Source organism: Pseudomonas sp. MF08817, assembly GCF_059862705.1.
In genome coordinates this window covers 23,560-41,453 of record NZ_JCBCUY010000034.1, presented here as the reverse complement: position 1 = coordinate 41,453, position 17,894 = coordinate 23,560, and the positions used below count along the sequence as shown (strand labels likewise).

General features: G+C 62.6%; 21 protein-coding genes. 14 read left to right on the top strand and 7 right to left on the bottom strand.

Going from position 1 to position 17,894, the window contains the following annotated elements:
* Positions 1 to 54 precede the first annotated feature (54 nt).
* Positions 55 to 939, top strand: a complete 885-nt coding sequence (locus AC19YR_RS19785; RefSeq protein ID WP_500599795.1) for a LysR family transcriptional regulator — start codon at positions 55 to 57, stop codon at positions 937 to 939.
* Here AC19YR_RS19785 and AC19YR_RS19780 read toward each other — a convergent pair.
* The gene (locus AC19YR_RS19780; RefSeq protein ID WP_095107869.1) at positions 932 to 1,384 is read right to left on the bottom strand and encodes a flavodoxin; all 453 of its coding nucleotides are present in this window, start codon (positions 1,382 to 1,384) and stop codon (positions 932 to 934) included. The two genes, AC19YR_RS19785 and AC19YR_RS19780, sit on opposite strands and share 8 nt — an antisense overlap.
* A gap of 153 nt (positions 1,385 to 1,537) precedes the next feature.
* Between AC19YR_RS19780 and AC19YR_RS19775 the strand changes: the two genes are divergently transcribed.
* Together AC19YR_RS19775 and AC19YR_RS19770 are read left to right on the top strand one after the other, a co-directional pair.
* Complete coding sequence (locus tag AC19YR_RS19775) at positions 1,538 to 2,011, top strand: PAS domain-containing protein (protein WP_500599793.1); 474 nt, start codon at positions 1,538 to 1,540, stop codon at positions 2,009 to 2,011.
* Between the two features lie 51 nt (positions 2,012 to 2,062).
* Entirely contained in the window at positions 2,063 to 2,668 is a 606-nt protein-coding gene (locus AC19YR_RS19770; RefSeq protein WP_500599791.1) for a hypothetical protein, read from the top strand.
* Positions 2,669 to 2,673: 5 nt separating this feature from the next.
* Here the strand turns inward: AC19YR_RS19770 and AC19YR_RS19765 are convergent, their stop codons facing one another.
* Complete coding sequence (locus AC19YR_RS19765) at positions 2,674 to 3,624, bottom strand: MerR family transcriptional regulator (protein WP_095107866.1); 951 nt, start codon at positions 3,622 to 3,624, stop codon at positions 2,674 to 2,676.
* Positions 3,625 to 3,835: 211 nt separating this feature from the next.
* Between AC19YR_RS19765 and AC19YR_RS19760 the strand changes: the two genes are divergently transcribed.
* The 6 genes from AC19YR_RS19760 (at position 3,836) to AC19YR_RS19735 (ending at position 6,784) form a co-directional block, all read left to right on the top strand.
* Positions 3,836 to 4,405, top strand: a complete 570-nt coding sequence (locus tag AC19YR_RS19760) for an antibiotic biosynthesis monooxygenase (protein ID WP_095107865.1) — start codon at positions 3,836 to 3,838, stop codon at positions 4,403 to 4,405.
* Positions 4,406 to 4,467: 62 nt separating this feature from the next.
* Positions 4,468 to 5,178, top strand: a complete 711-nt coding sequence (gene folM / locus AC19YR_RS19755) for a dihydromonapterin reductase (protein ID WP_095107864.1) — start codon at positions 4,468 to 4,470, stop codon at positions 5,176 to 5,178.
* A 23-nt stretch (positions 5,179 to 5,201) separates the two neighbouring features.
* Positions 5,202 to 5,762: a GTP cyclohydrolase I FolE gene (gene folE, locus AC19YR_RS19750; protein WP_095107863.1), complete on the top strand. Its 561-nt coding sequence runs from the start codon at positions 5,202 to 5,204 to the stop codon at positions 5,760 to 5,762.
* Positions 5,763 to 5,764: 2 nt separating this feature from the next.
* Positions 5,765 to 6,136 carry a dihydroneopterin triphosphate 2'-epimerase gene (folX, locus tag AC19YR_RS19745; RefSeq protein ID WP_095107862.1) on the top strand — a complete coding sequence of 124 codons (372 nt, stop codon included), beginning with the start codon at positions 5,765 to 5,767 and terminating at the stop codon, positions 6,134 to 6,136.
* 20 nt (positions 6,137 to 6,156) lie between these two features.
* Entirely contained in the window at positions 6,157 to 6,453 is a 297-nt protein-coding gene (locus AC19YR_RS19740) for a DUF1244 domain-containing protein (RefSeq protein WP_095107861.1), read from the top strand.
* Complete coding sequence (locus AC19YR_RS19735) at positions 6,446 to 6,784, top strand: HopJ type III effector protein (RefSeq protein WP_500599789.1); 339 nt, start codon at positions 6,446 to 6,448, stop codon at positions 6,782 to 6,784. The genes AC19YR_RS19740 and AC19YR_RS19735 overlap by 8 nt, the downstream gene beginning before the upstream one ends.
* A gap of 65 nt (positions 6,785 to 6,849) precedes the next feature.
* Here the strand turns inward: AC19YR_RS19735 and trxB are convergent, their stop codons facing one another.
* Complete coding sequence (gene trxB, locus AC19YR_RS19730; RefSeq protein WP_095107859.1) at positions 6,850 to 7,812, bottom strand: thioredoxin-disulfide reductase; 963 nt, start codon at positions 7,810 to 7,812, stop codon at positions 6,850 to 6,852.
* A gap of 313 nt (positions 7,813 to 8,125) precedes the next feature.
* Between trxB and cysZ the strand changes: the two genes are divergently transcribed.
* Together cysZ and AC19YR_RS19720 are read left to right on the top strand one after the other, a co-directional pair.
* Entirely contained in the window at positions 8,126 to 8,881 is a 756-nt protein-coding gene (gene cysZ, locus AC19YR_RS19725; RefSeq protein ID WP_095107858.1) for a sulfate transporter CysZ, read from the top strand.
* A 42-nt stretch (positions 8,882 to 8,923) separates the two neighbouring features.
* Complete coding sequence (locus AC19YR_RS19720) at positions 8,924 to 10,174, top strand: glycosyltransferase family 4 protein (protein WP_500599788.1); 1,251 nt, start codon at positions 8,924 to 8,926, stop codon at positions 10,172 to 10,174.
* On the opposite strand, the gene AC19YR_RS19715 is transcribed toward AC19YR_RS19720, so the two are convergent.
* The 3 genes from AC19YR_RS19715 to AC19YR_RS19705 all read right to left on the bottom strand — a co-directional run bounded on the left by AC19YR_RS19715 (position 10,143) and on the right by AC19YR_RS19705 (position 12,495).
* Positions 10,143 to 11,246, bottom strand: a complete 1,104-nt coding sequence (locus AC19YR_RS19715; protein ID WP_095107856.1) for an NADH:flavin oxidoreductase — start codon at positions 11,244 to 11,246, stop codon at positions 10,143 to 10,145. The two genes, AC19YR_RS19720 and AC19YR_RS19715, sit on opposite strands and share 32 nt — an antisense overlap.
* Before the next feature lie 157 nt (positions 11,247 to 11,403).
* Positions 11,404 to 11,886 (bottom strand): glutathione peroxidase, encoded by a 483-nt coding sequence (locus AC19YR_RS19710; RefSeq protein ID WP_500599787.1) that lies wholly within the window; start codon positions 11,884 to 11,886, stop codon positions 11,404 to 11,406.
* Positions 11,887 to 12,009: 123 nt separating this feature from the next.
* Complete coding sequence (locus AC19YR_RS19705; RefSeq protein WP_095107854.1) at positions 12,010 to 12,495, bottom strand: FKBP-type peptidyl-prolyl cis-trans isomerase; 486 nt, start codon at positions 12,493 to 12,495, stop codon at positions 12,010 to 12,012.
* Between AC19YR_RS19705 and AC19YR_RS19700 the strand changes: the two genes are divergently transcribed.
* The 3 genes from AC19YR_RS19700 to yihG are packed head-to-tail and all read left to right on the top strand — an operon-like array spanning position 12,464 to position 15,866.
* On the top strand, positions 12,464 to 12,802 hold the full coding sequence (locus tag AC19YR_RS19700; RefSeq protein ID WP_095107853.1) for a DUF3565 domain-containing protein: 339 nt from the start codon (positions 12,464 to 12,466) through the stop codon (positions 12,800 to 12,802). The two genes, AC19YR_RS19705 and AC19YR_RS19700, sit on opposite strands and share 32 nt — an antisense overlap.
* A 58-nt stretch (positions 12,803 to 12,860) precedes the next feature.
* Positions 12,861 to 14,960, top strand: coding sequence for a phosphate acetyltransferase (gene pta / locus AC19YR_RS19695; protein ID WP_500599786.1), 2,100 nt, complete (start codon positions 12,861 to 12,863; stop codon positions 14,958 to 14,960).
* Entirely contained in the window at positions 14,961 to 15,866 is a 906-nt protein-coding gene (yihG, locus tag AC19YR_RS19690) for a 1-acylglycerol-3-phosphate O-acyltransferase, YihG family (RefSeq protein ID WP_095107851.1), read from the top strand.
* Positions 15,867 to 15,993: 127 nt separating this feature from the next.
* On the opposite strand, the gene cysN is transcribed toward yihG, so the two are convergent.
* Entirely contained in the window at positions 15,994 to 17,892 is a 1,899-nt protein-coding gene (cysN, locus tag AC19YR_RS19685; RefSeq protein ID WP_500599785.1) for a sulfate adenylyltransferase subunit CysN, read from the bottom strand.
* Positions 17,893 to 17,894: the final 2 nt, after the last annotated feature.

Below are 17,894 nucleotides of genomic sequence, written 5' to 3'. Positions count from 1 at the left end.
CCATCCCCAAAACGAATTGTTAGACTACAAGCCATTCCAAGCTGGAATCACACAATGGAATTCAAACACCTGCGCAGCTTCGTCGAAGTCATCCACCAGGGCGGCTTCACCCAAGCGGCGAAAACCCTCAACGTCAGCCAATCGGCGGTCAGCAAGCAAATCGCCCAATTGGAACAGAGCCTGGGCACCCCGCTGCTGGATCGCCTCGGCTCCCATATCCGCCTCACCGCCGCTGGCCAAGTCGTCCTGCAACGGGGCGAAGCCATGCTCCGCCAGCACAACGAATTGCTCAGTGAACTGGACGACTTGAGCCAACTGGCCAGGGGCGAACTGCGCCTGGGCCTGCCGTTGCTGGGCAGTGATGCGCTGTTTGCCGGGTTGTTTGCCGAATATCGCCGACGTTACCCCAACATCACCGTGTATTTGCTGGAGGGCGGCAGCCGTAGCATCGAGCAAGCGGTGCTCAGTGGCGAACTGGAACTGGGCGGCAGCCTGCAACCCAAGGACCCGCAATTTGCCTTCCAGCCCTTCTGCGACGAGCCGCTGGACGCCTTGCTGCCCGCCGATCATCCCTTGGCCGGGCAGGTTGTGATTGGCCTGGAAGAATTAGCGGATACGCCGTTCCTGCTGTACCAGCGCAGTTTTGTCCTCAATGACCGTTTGCACCAGGCTTGCCAGCAACTGGGCTTCACCCCCCGCGAGGGCGGGCGCAGTGGCCAGGCCGATTTTCTCGCGGCGCTGGTGGCCGCGGGCCAGGGCGTGGTGCTGCTGCCGCGGCTGGTGGCGCGAGGCCTGGTGCGCGAAGGCGTTATCCTGCGCCCGTTGCGGGCGCCGGACTATTTGCGTTGGGACATTGCCTTTATCTGGCGCGAGGGCGCGTACCTGTCAAAGGCTGCCCAGGCCTGGCTGGCCCTGTTGCGCGAGCGCCCGGTTACTTGAGGGCGTGGATGAAGTCGGCGATCCATGGCTCGGAATCGCGGTCCGGGTTGATGGTTTCGCTAGCGTCCAGGCGCAGCATCGGCAGCACCTCACGCACGCCCAACTCCTCGAACAGTTCGTGCATTTGCTCCCCGCCACTGCAAAAGGTGTCGCCGTAGCACGAATCGCCCAGGCCGATTACGCCGCCGGGCAAACCGCGCCAGGCACCGGGCAACTGGTCACGAAGGCTGGCATACAGCCCTTGCAGGTTGTCTGGCAGCTCGCCCAGGCCGGTGGTCGAAGTCACCGCCAACAGGGCGTCGGGGGCAAATTCCAGGAACTGCTCCAGGCTTGCCCGGGGGTTGTGCATCACATCGAAACCCGCGGTTTTGAGCAATTTCGCAGCGTTCTGTGCGACGTCTTCCGATACGCCGTACACCGAACCGTTAAGAATGGCGACTTTCATCAATCTGATCCTGAGGCTGATACAAAGACCGCGATACTAGCAGTGCGCAGGAAAAAAATGCGACTGCCTCTCAATTAGAAATGATGGCAAGTGGACAGTTGCCGATCTTGCCTTAGAATCCCCGGCTACCGCGAATGACCGGACAGCTTGCCGATGATAAATGCCCACCTGCTGCAAATGGTCATCAACGCCTCCCACGACGGCATCGTCATCGCCGAGAAAGAAGGCGAAGACAACATCCTCATCTACGTGAACCCGGCCTTCGAGCGCATGACCGGCTACAGCAGCGACGAGATTTTGTACCAGGACTGTCGCTTTTTGCAGGCCGGCGACCGCGACCAACCGGCATTGGCGCTGATCCGCGACGCCCTCAACCGACGCCGCTCGTGCCGCGAAGTGCTGCGCAACTACCGCAAGGACGGCACGCCGTTCTGGAACGAGCTGTCGTTATCGATGGTGCTCAACGCGAACGACCAACAGACGTACATAATCGGGGTGCAGAAGGATGTCTCGGCCCAGGTTCGCGCTGAACAACGGGTGCAGAAGCTGGAAAACCAAGTGGCCGAGTTGCAGGCGCAATTAAGCGCGCTCCAGGCGACGGGCGGCGCAAACAAGACCGCGAATTAATTGTCATTAACTACAATCACCCCTGAACCTGCCCTTTTTCTCGAGTTCGCCATGCACCGTGACACCCTCCTGACCCAGGATGAGCTGGATTTCATCCAGACCATGCAGCACAACCCGCAGCTCAATGTGCGGGATGCGACCTCGAGCCTGTTGGTCAACGGCGGTTCGCAGATCCGCGATCTGCTCACGCGCCTGGCGGCCAACGAGCAAGTGACGATTCAAGCGCAATTCGAAAACCAGCAGATGACCTTTCCCCTGCACCTGGTGGAAGACGAGTTCCACGCCTTGCACCTGCGCCTGGGTGTGCCGAGTATTTTTGAAGACGGGCCGATGGTTCGCCCCTGGCGCCTGGCGCTGGAAGAGCCGGTGCCCCTGGAGAATGCCCATGGCCAGCCCGGAGCCCTGTGGGTACACGAGGTGTCGTTCAAAGGCGTGCTGGTGGAAATCCGCAACCGCACCAAGCCGCCGCGCCAGTTCGCCCAGTGGTTCAGCCCCTCAGGCTATGAGCGCATTGCCCTGCGCGGCAGCTTCGAGCGCGAAACCGCCCAAGGCTTCTTCGCCTATCGCCTGAACCAGAGCGACACGGACGAAACCGAGCGCCTGCGCCAGTTCATCCTGCAACAGCACCGCCTCAGCCATCCGGCCCTGCATAGCTGAGCCACTCAGGTATCCAGCGTACCGCTGAGAAACCGCATCAACCGCCGCTGCATCAAAGGCCCTTCGCTACCCAGGCGACCGATCGAGGTGCCGGCCAGGCTTTCCTGAAGCAGGTCAGCGGTAGCGCCCGCCAGCATCAGCGGGCAATCCAGGCTCATCGCCAGGCGATTGAGGCGCCGTGGCCACTCCGGCGCCGGGGCATGGTTGCCGAACAGCACCAGCGCCTGGGGCTTGATCCGCTCGCACAGCAAGGTCAATTCATCGAAAGGCTGGCCCAGCGCCAACACCCGCACCTCAACCTGCTCGTTACCCAGCAACAGCGCCGCCACCAGCAATTCGAGTTCGTAGCTGGGTTCGGTAAGGGCGCTCAGCAGGATCTTGTGCGGTTGTTCGCCGCGCAAAAACAGCAAGCGTTGAGACACCCGGGTGCGCAGAAAGCTGTCGAGCATCAGCCATTCGCTGGCCTGGCCAAAGCCCCGGGGCTGCTGCATAAGGCTTTTCCACAACGGCAGCAGAATGTCCTGGAACACCACCGCCACGGGGTAGCTGGCGAATACCTGGCCATAGAGCCGCTCCAGGTGCCGCTCGTCAAAGGCAGCGAGGGCACCGCGCAGGCGGCTTTGCCACTGTTCGTATTCCTGGCGGGCGCCTGGCGCGTCGGCATAGGCGTGAACACTGCTGTTTTTAGCCAGGATCCGGCCGATCTTGCTCACCGCCACACCGCGTTCGATCCAGTGCAGGATGCTGCGCACCCGCTCGATATCGGTCATGGAATACAGGCGATGCCCACTTTCGGTGCGTGTGGGCACGATCAAACCATAGCGCCGCTCCCAGGCACGCAGGGTGACCGGGTTGACGCCAGTCAGGCGTGACACTTCCCGAATCGGGAACAGGTCTTCTTGCTGGAGCTGTCGGGACGCCGTGGAAGATCCGTGAAGTTCGGTGATAACAGGCATGTTCTGCGGGAAAGGTCCGAAAAAGTATTGGATCCCATTCTATCCCCGGCTCACCTGGGGATATCAAGTGCAGTTTGTCGCACACCGCGCTGGTGTATTTGATGGAATCGGGAATAATCCTTGCCTGAATTTCAACGCAGCCCACCACCCCGGCGCTGCGTGCAGTGCGCCCCTACCCGGGAACGCGCGTCAGCATTACGGAGATAAACCCATGTCGACCTCACCCGTCACCCTGATGGTGGCGCGCCGCGTTGCCGATGGCCGCTATCAGGACCTGATTGCCTGGCTCCACGAAGGCGAGCAACTGGCCACCGACTTCCCCGGCTACCTCGGGTCCGGCGTACTGGCCCCACCGCCCGACGATAACGAATTCCAGATCATCTTCCGCTTCGCCAATGAACAGACCCTGCACGCCTGGGAGCATTCTGTCTCGCGTACAGCGTGGCTCGCCCGTGGCAGCGACCTGTTCGCCCACCCTTCGGAACATCGGGTACGCGGCATCGACGGCTGGTTCGGCACCAGCGGCGCGCGCCCGCCACGCTGGAAGCAAGCGGTGGCGATCTGGCTGGCGTTCTTTCCGGTGTCGCTGCTGTTCAACTGGCTGCTGGGCCCGTGGCTCACCGACCTGGGACTGCTAAGCCGAGTGTTCGTCAGTACCCTGGCCCTGACGCCGCTGATGGTGTACCTGTTCATCCCACTCTCCACGCGCCTGTTGGCTAATTGGCTCAACGCCACGGCGACCCGCGCCCTGCCCGCCCCGACCGCTGCGCAGAACCCATAAGCGCGGGGCGCTGATAGCCCGTCGCTGGTATAGTTTTGCCCTACCCGTGACGCGAGCCGCACATGACCCAGCCCCCAGCCCCGATTCTTATCACCGGCGCCAGCCAGCGTGTCGGCCTGCACTGTGCGCTGCGCCTGCTCGAGGCCGGCCACCCGGTGATTGTCAGCTACCGCAGCGAACGCCCCGGCCTGCAAACCCTTCGCGAGCGGGGCGCGGTAACGCTGTTCGCGGATTTTTCCAGCGAGGCCAGCATCCTGGCCTTTATCGGCGAACTGAAAACCCACACCGACAGCTTGCGCGCCATCGTCCACAACGCCTCGGCGTGGCTGAAGGAACCTGCGGGCGATGAGGCGCAAGCCTTCACGCAGATGTTCAGCGTGCACATGCTCGCGCCCTACCTCATCAACCTGCATTGCGCGCCGCTGCTGGAGCGCTCGAGCCCGGCGGATATCGTCCACATCAGCGATGACGTGACGCGCAAGGGCAGCAGCAACCACATCGCCTACTGCGCCAGCAAGGCCGGGCTGGACAGCCTGACCCTGTCGTTCGCCGCCCGCTATGCGCCGCACATCAAGGTCAACGCTATCGCCCCGGCCCTGGTGCTGTTCAATGAGGGCGATGACGCGGCCTACCGGGCCAAGGCCTTGGCCAAATCGGTGATGGGCGTTGCGCCCGGTAGCGAGGCGATTTACCAGGGCTTGCGTTATCTGCTGCAAAGCCCTTGTGTCACAGGCACCACCCTGACCGTCAATGGCGGGCGGCACCTCAAGTAGGCGGCCCCCGCGGAGGATGTTGTATGACGCTGTCCCTGCCCCAGCATTACCGGCAAATCCTCATCGGCCTGGGCGAAGACCCCACGCGCGAAGGCTTGCAAGACACCCCGGCACGCGCCGCCAAGGCCATGCAGTACCTTTGCCACGGCTATGGGCAGAGCCTGGAGGACATCGTCAATGGCGCCCTGTTCGCGTCAGATAGCGACGAGATGGTGATCGTTGCCGACATTGAGCTGTACTCACTGTGCGAACATCACCTGCTGCCCTTTATCGGCAAGGCCCACGTGGCGTACATCCCCACCGGCAAGGTGCTGGGGCTGTCGAAGATCGCGCGCATCGTCGATATGTACGCGCGGCGCTTGCAGATCCAAGAGAACCTCACGCGGCAGATCGCCGACGCGGTGCAGCAGGTCACCCAGGCCGCCGGCGTGGCGGTGGTGATTGAAGCCAAACACATGTGCATGATGATGCGCGGGGTCGAGAAGCAGAACTCGACCATGAACACCTCGGTGATGCTCGGCGCCTTTCGCGAGTCGAGCAACACCCGCCAGGAATTCCTGCAACTGATTGGACGGAGCAAGTAGCAATGCCACAACTACAACCAGCAATGGCCCGCATCCGCGTCAAGGACCTGCGCCTGCGCACCTTTATCGGCATCAATGAGGACGAAATCCTCAACAAGCAGGATGTGCTGATTAACCTGACCATTCTCTACGCCGCCCAGGATGCCGTGCGCGACAACGATATCGACCACGCCCTGAACTACCGCACCATCACCAAGGCCATCATCGCCCACGTCGAGGGCAACCGCTTTGCCCTGCTCGAGCGCATGACCCAGGAACTGCTGGACCTGGTGATGCAAAACGCCTCGGTGCTGTACGCCGAAGTCGAAGTGGACAAACCCCATGCCCTGCGCTTTGCCGAGTCGGTGTCGATCACCCTGGCGGCCAGCCGTTAACCCTCCCGGACCCTGCCCCTATGTCTCCTCAAGAACGCCTGGAACTCGAAGCCGCCGCCTTTCGTCGATTGGTGGCGCACCTGGACAGCCGCAAGGATGTGCAGAACATCGACCTGATGAACCTCGCCGGGTTCTGCCGCAACTGCCTGTCCAAGTGGTACAAGGCCGAGGCCGACGAGCGCCAGATCGAGGTCAGCCTCGATGACGCCCGCGAAGTGGTCTACGGCATGCCGTACGCCCAGTGGAAAAGCCAATACCAGAAAGAAGCCAGCGCCGAGCAGCAAGCGGCGTTCGCCAAAGGAAAAACCCATGACTGACCTCGACACCCTGCGTGCCAGCCTCGACAGCGGCGCGCACGCCTTCGCCGACACCCTGGCCTTTATCGCCGCGGGCTACGACTACCAGCCCCAGGCCTTCACCAACGGTGGCGTAGCAAATGCCGCCGGGCAGAACGAAGGCTCGTGCAAGACCCTGGGCCTGGCCTTGCTTGAAGGTTTGAGCGACCAGCATGCGCTGCTGGCCTTTGGCGAGCACTACCGTTCGGTCCTGGCCACGCCCGAAGGCAACGACCACGGCAATATCCGTGCATTGATCGCCTATGGTTTGGCTGGCGTACAGTTCACCGCCCCGCCCCTGAGCCGGCGCTGAACACGGCCCTTACAGGCATAAAAAAACCGGCCTGAAACTCAAGCCGGTTTTTTCGTTGCAGCGCCTTAGAGCGCTGCGTTCTGCAGGTCGTCCAGGTAGCGCTCGGCGTCCAGAGCGGCCATGCAGCCTGCGCCGGCCGAGGTGATGGCCTGGCGGTACACGTGGTCGGCCACGTCGCCTGCGGCGAAGATACCTTCCACGCTGGTGGCGGTGGCGTTGCCTTCGGTGCCGCTCTTGATGACCAGGTAGCCATCCTTGAGGGTCAGTTGGCCTTCAAACAACGAGGTGTTCGGGGTGTGGCCAATGGCGATGAACACGCCATCGACTTTCAGCTCGTCGAAGCTGCCGTCGTTGTTCTTCAGGCGCGCACCGGTCACACCCATGTTGTCGCCCAGCACTTCGTCCAGGGTGGCGTTGAGCTTGAGCACGATCTTGCCCTCGGCAACCCGCGCATGCAGCTTGTCGATCAGGATCTTCTCGGCGCGGAAAGTCTCGCGACGGTGGATCAGGGTCACTTTGCTGGCGATGTTGGCCAGGTACAGGGCCTCTTCCACGGCGGTGTTGCCACCGCCAACCACGGCCACTTCCTTGTTGCGATAGAAGAAGCCATCGCAGGTCGCGCATGCCGAAACGCCTTTGCCCATGAAGGTTTCTTCGGACGGCAGGCCCAGGTAACGGGCGCTGGCGCCGGTGGCGATAATCAGCGCATCGCAGGTGTAGACGGCGCTATCGCCGGTCAGGCTGTACGGCTTGGAGGCGAAATCCACCGCATTGATATGGTCGAACACGATCTCGGTTTCAAAGCGCTCGGCGTGCTCTTTCATCCGCTCCATCAGGGCAGGGCCCGTCAGGCCATGGACGTCGCCGGGCCAGTTGTCGACTTCGGTGGTGGTGGTCAGTTGGCCGCCGGCCTGCATGCCGGTAATCAGCAGCGGCTTGAGGTTGGCACGGGCAGCGTAGACCGCCGCGCTGTAACCGGCAGGGCCGGAACCGAGAATAATCACTCGCGAATGACGGACTTCAGGCATGACTCACTCCTATTGATCGGTTCGGGCAGCAAGGGCACGGAACCGATAAACCTGCGGAAATAAAAAAAGGGTTGCCAAAGCGCTTGGGGAAGGCTTGAAACCGGCAGCCCTGAAAAATAGTGGGTGCAGCGTATCGAGGGGGGGAAGATTAAGGAAATACGGTTTAACAATCCAGCTCATAGGTGGTCTCTATCTGTAACGCCTCTGTTTAACAGCCCCTTTGTTACAGCTAATGTCGAGGCCATCACTGTGCTTTCACCCCCGGGGCAAAGCCGGTAAGGTCGGCGCGTTTTCTCACTGCAAGGAACCCTTTATGCCCGCCCCCGTTCTGTCCGGCCCGCAATACCTGCGCGAAGGCCTGAAACTGGTCTTGAGCCCGGGCCTGCGCCTGTTCGTCCTGTTGCCGCTGCTCATCAACCTGGTGCTGTTCGTCGGATTGATCTACCTGGCCGGCCATTACTTCAGCCTGTGGGTCGATACGCTGATGCCGTCGCTGCCCGACTGGCTGAGTTTCCTCAGCTATGTGCTGTGGCCCTTGTTCGTGGTGCTGGTGGTGCTGATGGTGTTTTTCAGCTTCACGATGCTGGCCAACATCATCGCCGCGCCGTTCAACGGTTTCCTCGCGGAGAAAGTCGAAGTGGTGGTGCGCGGCACCGATGACTTCCCGGCCTTCAGTTGGGGCGAGTTGTTCGCCATGGTGCCCCGCACCCTGGCGCGGGAAATGCGCAAGCTGGGCTACTTCCTGCCCCGGGCCCTCGCGCTGCTCATCCTCTCGTTCATCCCCGTGGTCAATTTGATCGCCGCGCCGCTGTGGCTGCTGTTTGGCGTGTGGATGATGGCCATCCAGTACATCGACTACCCGGCGGACAACCACAAGCTGGGCTGGAACGAAATGCTCGCCTGGCTACGCGAGAAGCGCTGGCAGAGCCTGGGCTTCGGCGGCATCGTCTACGTGGCGCTGCTGATTCCGGTGGTCAACATCCTGATGATGCCGGCTGCCGTGGCCGGCGCCACACTGTTCTGGGTGCGCGAGCGCGGCGCCGAGAACCTGCCTACCCACCAAGGCTGAACCGGCGTCATAAATCCATCACCGCACTGACATCTGCACGACATGGCCCGGGGTGACACTCAGGCCATGACAGCCGCCCTACGCATCACCCTGGTTACCGAAACCTTCCCCCCGGAAATCAACGGCGTGGCCAGCACCCTGGCCCACTTCTGCGATGGCTTGCGCGCGCGCGGCCATCGCATTGAGTTGGTTCGCCCGCGCCAACCCGCTGACCACAACCGCCCCAACGACGAGTTCCTCATGCTCTGCCGGGGCTGGCCGCTGCCGGGTTACCCGGGATTGCAGTGGGGGCAATCGTCGATGCACAAGCTGCTGCGCCGCTGGAAACGCCAACGCCCGGATGTGCTGTACATCGCCACCGAAGGCCCGCTGGGGCTGTCGGCCCTACGCGCGGCGCGGCGCCTGGGGATAGCGGTGGTCAGCGGCTTTCATACCAATTTCCAGCAGTATTCGCGCCTGTATGGCCTGGGGCCACTGAGCCGCCTGCTGACCCACTACCTGCGCGGGTTCCACAACCGCTCGCACCTGACCCTGGTGCCCAGCCTCAGCCAACACCTGGAGTTGGCGCGGCGCCACTTCGAGCGTTTGGCCCTGCTTACTCGCGGTGTGGACAGCCACCTGTTCAACCCGGCCAAACGCCGCGATGAGCTGCGCCGCCAGTGGGGCCTGGAGAACGACGATATCGCGGTGATTTACATCGGGCGCCTGGCCCCGGAAAAAAACCTCGGCCTGCTGCAACGCTGCTTCGCGACCCTGTGCAGCAGTTATCCACAGCGGCCCATGAGGTTGATCCTGGTGGGCGATGGGCCGCAGCGTGGCTCGCTGGAAAAAGACCTGCCCGATGCCGTGTTCTGTGGTGCGCAATGCGGCGAGGCACTGGCCGAGCACTACGCGTCGGGGGACGTATTTTTGTTCCCCAGCCTTACCGAGACCTTCGGCAACGTCGTGCTCGAAGCCCTGGCTTCAGGCCTGGGCGTGGTGGCGTATGACCAGGCTGCCGCCGCCCAGCATATTCGCCACGGCTACAACGGCGTGCTGGCGATGCCCGGCGACGAGGCGGCGTTCTGCGATGCGGCGGCCTGGTTGCTGGAAGAGCGCGAAAGCCTGCGCCGAGTGCGCCTCAATGCCCGGCAACACGCCGGCCGCCAAGGCTGGCCGGCAGTGATCGAACAGTTGGAAGGGTATTTGCGCGCGGCGAGTGCGTCGGCCAAGGGTGTGGCGGCCCTTGAGGGTGGCGCGGGGAACGCCACCCCGGACGCCCTTAAACCAGGCTCATCAGGGCTTCGCGGCTAAACGGCAGGATGTCCTGCTCGCGGCCTTCGCGCACTTTCACGGCCCAGTCCGGGTCCACCAGCAGAGCGCGGCCCACGGCTACCAGGTCGAACTCGTCGTTGTTCAGGCGTTCCAGGAGTTTTTCCAGGCTCGCCGGTTGGGCGACTTTGTCGGTGTTGACCATAAATTGCAGGAATTCGCCGTCCAGGCCCACGCTGCCCACGGTGATGGTCGGTTTGCCGGTCAGTTGCCGGGTCCAACCGGCCAGGTTGAGGTCAGAGCCTTCGAATTCCGGCTCCCAGAACCGCCGCGTCGAGCAGTGGAAAATATCCACCCCAGCGTCGGACAACGGCTGGAGAAACTCCGCCAGCGCCTCGGGGGTTTGCACCAGGCGAGCGGTGTAATCCTGCTGCTTCCACTGGGAAAACCGCAGGATGATCGGGAAATCCTTACCGACCGCCGCACGCACGGCCTGAATCAGTTCAATGGCAAAACGCGAGCGATTGGCCAGGTTGCCACCGTATTCGTCGGTGCGCTGGTTGCTGCCCTCCCAGAAGAACTGGTCCACCAGGTAACCATGGGCGCCGTGGATTTCTACACCGTCCATGCCGATGCTCTGGGCATCCTTGGCGGCCTGGGCGAAGGCGCCGATCACGTCCTGGATGTCTTGCTTCGTCATGCCGTGGACCACCACCTGGCCGTCCTTGAGTTTTTCCATCGGGCCATAGGCCGGGACGCTGGCGTCCGGCTCGGTGCCGATGCGACGCACGCTGCCCACGTGCCACAACTGCGGAACGATCTTGCCGCCCTCGGCGTGCACCGCGTCCACGACTTTCTTCCACCCGGCCAGGGCCGCGTCGCCATAGAAATGCGGCACGTTCGGGTAGCCGTTGGAGGCCTTGTGCCCAACGGTAGTGCCCTCGGTAATGATGAGGCCCACGCCGGCCGCGGCGCGGCGGCGGTAGTACTCGATGACTTTGGAATTGGGCACGCCGCCGGGCGAGAACGAACGGGTCATGGGCGCCATCACCACGCGGGTCGGCAGCTCCAGGGAGCCGAGCTGAAAGGGTTTGAACAAGGCTTGGACAGGCATCGCATTCTCCGCACGCACAGGATTTTATGACGGCAATAATATGGAGCCATCACAGCACTGAACAGCACTATTGATTCCGGTGATTAAGGGGTAGAAGCCTACAAGTAAGCGCAGGCGAGGTTCGGCGCGAGCGCGCCGCCTCCCGCCGTGCACGCCATCAGGCCAGGGCTTTTTCGATGGCCTGCACCACGCTCACATCATCCGGTGCGGTGCGCGGCGAGAAACGCGCCAAGACGCGGCCGTCCTTGCCGACGAGGAATTTCTCGAAGTTCCAGGTGATGTCCCCCGGAAACTCCGCGCCCTCGCCCGCCAGCAGGCGATACAGCTGATGGCGTTCCGGCCCGTTAACGTCCAGCTTGCCGGCCAGCGGGAAGCTCACGCCGTAGTTGAGGCTGCAGAAATCCTGGATCTCTTGGCCCGTGCCCGGCTCCTGCCCGGCAAACTGGTTGCACGGCACGCCCAGCACACTGAAACCCTGGCCCTTGAATTGCTGGTAGAGGTTTTCCAGCGCTGCGTACTGAGGCGTCAACCCGCACTTGGAGGCGACGTTGACCACCAGCACGACTTGCCCCTTGAGCGGCATCAGAGGAAGGGCCTTGCCGTCCAGGGCGGTGAGATTAAGGTCGTGAAAAGCACTCATGGCGAACTCCAAAATTCCCGTGTTTTCTTGAAACCTGCCGACAGCGTTCACCATCGCCAACTGCCACCGACTAAAAAGGCGCCCTCGGGCGCCTTTCCAGATCAGTGAGCTTAGCCCACAAAATCAGTGGTGATGACCGCCTTCGCCATGCACGTGACCATGGGCGATTTCTTCTTCGCTGGCATCACGGATATCAACGATCTTGACCTGGAAGGTCAAACGCTGGCCGGCCAATGGGTGGTTGCCGTCAACGGTCACGTCGTCGCCGTCCAGGTCGCGGATGGTGACGATCTGCATCTGGCCATCCGGTGCCGACGCGTGGAACTGCATGCCCACTTCCAGCTCGTCGACGCCTTCGAACATGCTGCGGCTCAGGGTGCTGACCAGTTCGGCAGCGTATTCGCCGTAGGCATCTTCAGGTTCAACGGCCACGGTCAGTTCATCACCGACGCTCTTGCCATCGAGGGCTTTTTCCAGGCCCGGGATGATGTTGCCTGCGCCTTGCAGGTAGACCAGCGGCGCGCCGCCGGCTGAGCTGTCGATGACCTCACCAGCGTCGTTGGTCAGGGTATAGTCGATGGAGACAGCCTTATTGGCGGCGATCAGCATGGGGCGAGACCTTTTGCATAAGAATGAAGAACGGGCAAGTTTAGCGAAGCAAACGAGCGAAAGCGACCACAACCCGGACAAACGGCCGATGCCAGGGGGCAGTACGGTCAGCGGTTTTCATCAGGACGAAGATGGCCACTGGGTTGCGCTGCTGTCGTGCGGCCATAGCCAGCACCTGCGCCACCAACCGCCCTGGCAATCGCGGGCCTGGGTCGAGGATGCGCACGCGCGCCAGGCAAAAATAGGCCAGCCCTTTGACTGCGGTTGGTGTGCTCAAGGCCCGGTTAGCGATAACCTTAGCGCCTGATACCCGGCAAATGGCCAGTTATAGGCCAGCGCCCGCCATGCAACTTCCGAGAATCCGCATGCAAACTTTTTTTATCGCACCCACCGATTTTGGCGTGGGCCTGACCTCCATCAGCCTCGGGCTGGTGCGCACCCTCGAACGGGCCGGGCTGAAAGTCGGCTTCTTCAAACCCATCGCCCAGCCCCACCCAGGCGACACTGGCCCGGAGCGCTCCACCGAACTGGTGGCCCGCACCCACGGCCTGAAACCGCCGCAGCCCCTGGGCCTGGCCCATGTCGAGCGGATGCTGGGCGATGGCCAGCTCGATGAACTGCTGGAAGAAATCATCACCCTTTACCAGCAAGCGGCCGTGGGCAAGGACGTGCTGGTGGTCGAAGGCATGGTGCCGACCCGCAGTGCCAGCTATGCCGCACGGGTCAACCTGCACCTGGCCAAGAGCCTGGATGCCGAGGTGATCCTGGTTTCGGCCCCGGAAAACGAAGTGCTCACCGAACTCTCCGGGCGCGTGGAGTTGCAGGCCCAACTGTTCGGCGGGCCGAAAGACCCGAAAGTGCTGGGTGTGATCCTCAATAAGGTGAAAACCGACGAAAGCATGGAGGCCTTCGCCGCGCGCCTGAAGGAACATTCGCCGTTGCTGCGCAGTGGCGATTTCCGCTTGCTGGGCTGCATTCCGTTCCAACCCGAACTCAACGCCCCGCGCACCCGCGATGTGGCCGACCTGTTGGGCGCCCAGGTGCTCAACGCCGGGGACTACGAAACCCGGCGCATGAGCAAAATCATCATTTGCGCGCGCACCATGCGCAACACCGTGGAGCTGCTCAAGCCCGGCGTGCTGGTGGTGACCCCGGGGGACCGCGACGACATCATCCTCGCCGTCAGCCTCGCGGCGATCAACGGCGTGCCCCTGGCCGGCCTGCTGCTGACCAGCGATACCCTGCCCGACCCGCGCATCATGGACCTGTGCCGTGGCGCGTTGCAGGCCGGGTTGCCGGTGTTGTCGGTGAGCACCGGTTCCTACGACACCGCCAACCAGTTGAACGGTTTAAACAAGGAAATCCCCATCGATGACCGCGAACGTGCGCAGATCATCACCGACTTCGTCGCCAGCCACCTGGACGCCAAATGGCTGCACCAGCGCTGCGGCACCCCACGGGAAATGCGCCTCACCCCGGCGGTGTTCCGCTACCAGTTGATCCAGCGCGCCCAGCTCGCCAACAAGCGCATCGTGTTGCCCGAGGGCAGCGACCCGCTGACCGTACAAGCCGCGGCCATTTGCCAGGCCCGTGGCATCGCCCGTTGCGTGCTGCTGGCCAAACCTGAGGATGTGCAAGCCGTGGCCCGTGCCCAGGGCATCGAACTGCCCGAAGGCCTGGAAATCCTCGACCCGGACCTGATTCGCAAGCGCTACGTTGAGCCTATGGTGGCCCTGCGCAAAACCAAAAGCCTGAACGCGCCCATGGCCGAGCAGCAACTGGAAGACACCGTGGTGATCGGCACCATGATGCTGGCGCTCGATGAGGTGGACGGCTTGGTGTCCGGGGTCATCCACTCCACCGCCAATACCATTCGCCCGGCCCTGCAACTGATTAAGACCGCGCCTGGCTGTACCCTGGTGTCGTCGGTGTTCTTCATGCTGTTCCCCGACCAGGTGCTGGTGTACGGCGACTGCGTGATGAACCCCCACCCCAGCGCCACAGAACTGGCGGAAATCGCCCTGCAAAGTGCCGACTCTGCCGCCGCGTTCGGCATCACCCCGCGGGTGGCGATGATTAGCTATTCCAGCGGTGAGTCGGCCAGTGGCGAGGAAGTGGAGAAAGTCCGCGAAGCCACCCTGCTGGCCCACGAGGCGCAAAGCACCCTGCTGATCGACGGCCCCCTGCAATACGACGCCGCCGCCAATGAACACGTCGCCCGGCAACTGGCGCCCAACAGCCTGGTGGCGGGCAAGGCCACGGTGTTCGTGTTCCCCGACCTCAACACCGGCAACACCACCCACAAGGCGGTGCAGCGCAGCGCCGATTGCGTCAGCCTAGGGCCGATGCTGCAAGGCCTGCGCAAACCGGTGAACGACCTGCCCCGCGGCGCGCAAGTCGATGACATCGTGTACACCATCGCCCTCACCGCGATTCAAGCGGCCAACCGACCTATGGATGCCTAAATGCTGGAATTTCTACCTGCCCCCGTGCGCGGGGTGATCGCCTCGCTCTTACTGGCGCTGAACACGATCCTGCTGTGCTCGTTCCTGTTCTGCGTGGCGATCTTCAAGGTGCTGCCGTTCGCCCTCACGCAACGCTTCACCGCGTGGCTGATGAGCCACACCCACGAAGCCTGGATCAGCAACAACAAAGCCTGGATGGACCTGGTATGCCGCACCCGCTGGCACCTAGAGGGGTTGCAGGGCCTGGACTACCAGCACTCGTACCTGATTACCAGCAACCACCAGAGCTGGGTCGACATCATGGTGCTGCAGTACGTGCTCAACCGCCGCATCCGCCCGCTGAAGTTCTTCCTCAAGCAAGAGCTGATCTGGGTCCCGGTGATCGGCCTGGCCTGGTGGGCCCTGGGCTTTCCGTTCATGAAGCGTTACTCCAAGGCCTACCTGGAAAAACACCCGGAGAAAAAGGGCAAGGACCTGGAAACCACGCGCAAGACCTGCGCTAAGTTCCGCAATAACCCGGTGGGCATGTTCAACTTCGCCGAGGGCACGCGCTTCACCCCCAGCAAGCATGCCCAGCAGCAGTCGCCGTTCCGCTACCTGCTCAAGCCCAAGGCCGGCGGTATCGCCTTTGTTCTGGACTCCATGGGCGAACAGCTCCAATCCATCGTCAACGTGACCATCCACTACCCCGGTGGGCGCCCCGGCTATTGGGATTTGCTGTGCGGTAACGTCAAGGAGGTGGTGGTGCATTTCGAGGAAGTGCAGATCCCGCCCGAGTTCATCGGCAAGAACTACGAACAGGACGGCGAGTACCGGTTGCAGTTCCAGCAATGGATCAACCGCTTATGGGAAGAGAAGGACGCGTTGCTGGAGCGATTGCATCACCAGTATCCCGCCAAGCCTTGAGGCGCCTGTAAGGGCGCCATCGCGAGCAGGCTCGCTCCCACACCCCACCAAAAAGCCCGCCACCGATCACTCGGTGGCGGGCTTTTCACTTACCGCTTGCAGCTAACCACTTACCGCTGCGTCCCTCTTAGATCGCCCCACGCTGACGCAACAGTTCGAGCACCTGCTTGACGCTGTCGTCCAACGACAACGCCTGGGTGTCGATCACCAGGTCGGCATTGAGCGGCACATCGTAGGGGAAGGATTCACCCGGGATGTTGTCGCCACCCGCCGCATACAGGCCCTGCGGGTCACGCTCGGCGCACACCGCAGGCGAGGCCTGGACGTACACGGTGAGCAGGCGCTCGTTGCCGATCAGCGCCTTGGCCTGTTCGCGGCCTTCGGCATCCGGGGCGACGAACGCGGCCAGGGTCAGCAGGCCGGCTTCGTTGAACTGACGTGCGACATGGGCCGCACGGCGCCAGTTCTCGGTGCGCCCGGCGCGGTCCTGGGGCAAGCCCTTGTTCAGGTCGTGGCGCAGGTTCTGGCCATCGAGCACAAACACCGCCCGGCCCATGTCGAACAGCTTGCGCTCTACCGCATAGGCCAGGGTGCTTTTACCGGCGCCCGACAAGCCACTGAACAGCACGGTGGCCGGTTGCTGGCCGAAGCGCTCGGCGCGCTCTTCGGTGGCCACGTGGGCCAGTTTGCCGTGGTGGCTTACGCTGCCGTGGGCCAGGGGCGCGGCGATAATCATGCCGGCGGCGACGGTGCCGTTGGTCAGGCGATCGATGACGATGAACGAGCCAGTGGTGCGGTTGCTGGCGTAACCGTCCAGGGCGATGGCGGCGTCCAGGCTGATCTTGACCCGGCCGATTTCGTTCAACTGCAACGCACTGGCCGGGCCTTCGGCCAGGGTGTTGACGTCCACGCGGTGGACGATGCTGGTGATCGAGCCCGGCACATAACTGGTGGCGCGCTTGATGTCGTATTTCTTGCCCGGCAGCATCGGCTCTTCGGCCATCCACACCAGCATGGCGTCGAAGGCGTCAGTGACTTGCGGCACGTTGTCGGCATGCACCAGCAGGTCGCCACGGGAGATGTCGATCTCGTCTTCCATGGTCAGGGTCACGGCTTGGCCCGGGCCGGCGTGCTCCAGCTCACCTTCGAAGGTGACGATGGATTTGACGCGGCTGCTCTTGCCCGACGGCAGCACCACCACTTCGTCGCCCTTGTGCACGATGCCGCTGGCCAGGGTGCCAGCAAAACCGCGGAAGTTCAGGTTCGGCCGGTTGACATACTGCACCGGGAAACGCAGGTCGGTGTAGTTGCGGTCGTTGGCGATCTCGACGGTCTCGAGGATCTCCATCAGCGACTGCCCGGTGTACCAAGGCGAGCGCTCGCTCTTGTTCACCACGTTGTCGCCCTTGAGCGCCGACATCGGAACGAAGGCCAAGGTGCTCGGCTTGAAGGCGATACCTTCGGCGAACTTCAGGTAATCGGCCTTGATCGACTCGAAAATGCTCTCGTCGAAACCGTTGAGGTCCATTTTGTTGATCGCGACCACGATGTGCTTGATGCCCAACAACGAGGCAATAAAGCTGTGGCGGCGGGTCTGGGTCTGCACGCCGTAGCGGGCGTCCACCAGGATAATCGCCAGATCACAGGTGGACGCACCGGTGGCCATGTTGCGGGTGTACTGCTCATGGCCGGGGGTGTCGGCGATGATGAATTTGCGCTTGGCGGTAGAGAAATAGCGGTAGGCCACATCGATGGTGATGCCCTGCTCACGCTCGGCCTGCAAACCGTCCACCAGCAACGCCAAGTCGATATCGTCACCGGTGGTGCCGACTTTCTTCGAGTCGCGGGTGATGGCTTCCAGATGATCTTCGTAGATCATCTTGGAGTCGTGCAGCAAACGCCCGATCAGCGTGCTCTTGCCGTCGTCAACGTTGCCACAGGTCAGAAAGCGCAGCATTTCCTTACGTTCGTGCTGGCCCAGGTAGGCGAGGATGTCCTCGCTAATCAAATCAGATTGATGGCTCATTA